The organism is Moorena sp. SIO3I6, assembly GCF_010672095.1.
Genome location: NZ_JAAHHU010001185.1, coordinates 1 through 1584, shown reverse-complemented (window position 1 = coordinate 1584; position 1584 = coordinate 1). Strand labels below are relative to the sequence as shown.

General features: G+C 42.7%; 2 protein-coding genes and 2 pseudogenes. 3 read left to right on the top strand and 1 reads right to left on the bottom strand.

Going from position 1 to position 1584, the window contains the following annotated elements; genetic code table 11:
- The 3 genes and pseudogenes from F6K49_RS47520 to F6K49_RS47510 all read left to right on the top strand — a co-directional run.
- Window positions 1-212, top strand: a pseudogene (locus tag F6K49_RS47520) (magnesium protoporphyrin IX methyltransferase); the annotation flags it as partial.
- A gap of 190 nt (window positions 213-402) precedes the next feature.
- Window positions 403-804 carry a hypothetical protein gene (locus F6K49_RS47515; RefSeq protein WP_293109515.1) on the top strand — a complete coding sequence of 134 codons (402 nt, stop codon included), beginning with the start codon at window positions 403-405 and terminating at the stop codon, window positions 802-804.
- 14 nt (window positions 805-818) lie between these two features.
- Complete coding sequence (locus F6K49_RS47510) at window positions 819-1196, top strand: DUF423 domain-containing protein (protein WP_293109512.1); 378 nt, start codon at window positions 819-821, stop codon at window positions 1194-1196.
- 182 nt (window positions 1197-1378) lie between these two features.
- Here the strand turns inward: F6K49_RS47510 and F6K49_RS47505 are convergent.
- Window positions 1379-1584 (bottom strand): annotated as a pseudogene (locus tag F6K49_RS47505) (glycosyltransferase family 2 protein); the annotation flags it as partial.

The following is a 1584-nucleotide window of genomic DNA, read 5'->3' as shown; positions in this document are numbered from 1 at the left end:
TTCTTAGCTTTGCACCAAAAACCTTGCTTCTTACTGCACTTAAAAAGATTGGTGAGTTTTTTCCAGGACCAAGTAAAACCACTCGTGCCTATCAGCATCGAGAAGCAGATATTGTTAGTATTTTAGTAAATAATGGATTTTCAATTCAGCGACAAGAAATGACTAGCACTCGCTTTTACTATTCTCGCTTGTTGGAGGCTATTCGTAACTAACAAAAAGCTGTCAGCGGTCAGCGGTCAGCGGTCAGCTTAAAATAAACCTGATAGCTGATAACTGTTCGCGTAGCGTGCGCGTAGCGTTTAAGCTGATAGCTGATAGCTGATAGCTGATAACTGATAGTTTACACCTAATCGCAATTGTCTGGTCATGCTAACAAATAACGTTTGCTAAAACTTTGGTAAAATGAAACGGTTCAAAAAATTATCTGCTGGTTTAGTGCTTAGCTTGGGTATTCTACTATTGACGGTACCTGTTGTAGTATCAACTCGAAGGGAAGCAACATCACAGGATAAAGTTGATGCCCTGGGAAGTTTGATAGTAGGTATCCCAGCTACCTTCTGGGGAATATGGTTAGCATGGCGAATTTATCGACAAGAGCAAAAAGAAGTTTTCGAACACCTTCAGTCTACATTTTATCGCTTGCTCCAAGACGAAAATGGTAGAATTTCAGTATTGAAATTAGCAATTGCAGCCAAACTTCCTATAGCTGTCGCTCAAGACTATTTGGACCACAAAGCTAGAGAATGTGATGCCACGTTTGAGGTTAGTGAAGAAGGTAAAATATTTTATAATTTTACGCTTTAGCAAGGACAAAATTGATGACTCGGATTTTTTTAGCGATCGCATCGATCTTAGGAGGATTATCAGTAGCAGCTGGAGCCTTTGCTAGCCACGCTTTGAAAGAAAAACTTACCGAACGAGCATTGGAGATTTTTCAGACTGGTGCCCGCTATCAAATGTACCATGCCCTAGCGCTCATGTTAGTAGCCTTGTTGTTGAGCCGCGCAGAAGTAGCACAAACTCCCCTTACCTTAGCTGGCTCTGCTTTTATCACTGGAATTGCCATTTTTTCTGGTAGTTTGTACGCCCTGAGTTTAACCGGGATCAAGTGGCTAGGAGCGATCGCACCATTAGGTGGTGCGGCGTTGATCTTGGGATGGGGTTGTTTAGCGATCGCAGCTTTCTCTTTCGAGTAATCACTACATATTTTAGGGAACAGGGAACAGGGAACAGGGAACAGGGAACAGGGAACAGGGAACAGGAAATGGGAAATAACCAATTTAAGTGCAAATCAGCTCAGATATTTTCTTGAGAGTTGACTGTCAACCTTCAACCTTCAACCTTCAACCTTCAACCACCAACCTTCAACCTTCAACCTTCAACCTTCCATCTCCCGATTAGCCGCATAAACACCTTGGACGTTATACCAGTTAAGGAAAATTCGGGCAATTTCTAAAGCTAGCTGGGATTTACCTCGGTCAATTAGCCATTGTAAAAAGGGAGCCATGGTGCGTTCGTTGAGTCGTCCACCTAAAGACAGAATCCCCCAGAGTAATCGGTGTAGCCAGGTCATCTGAATCATCA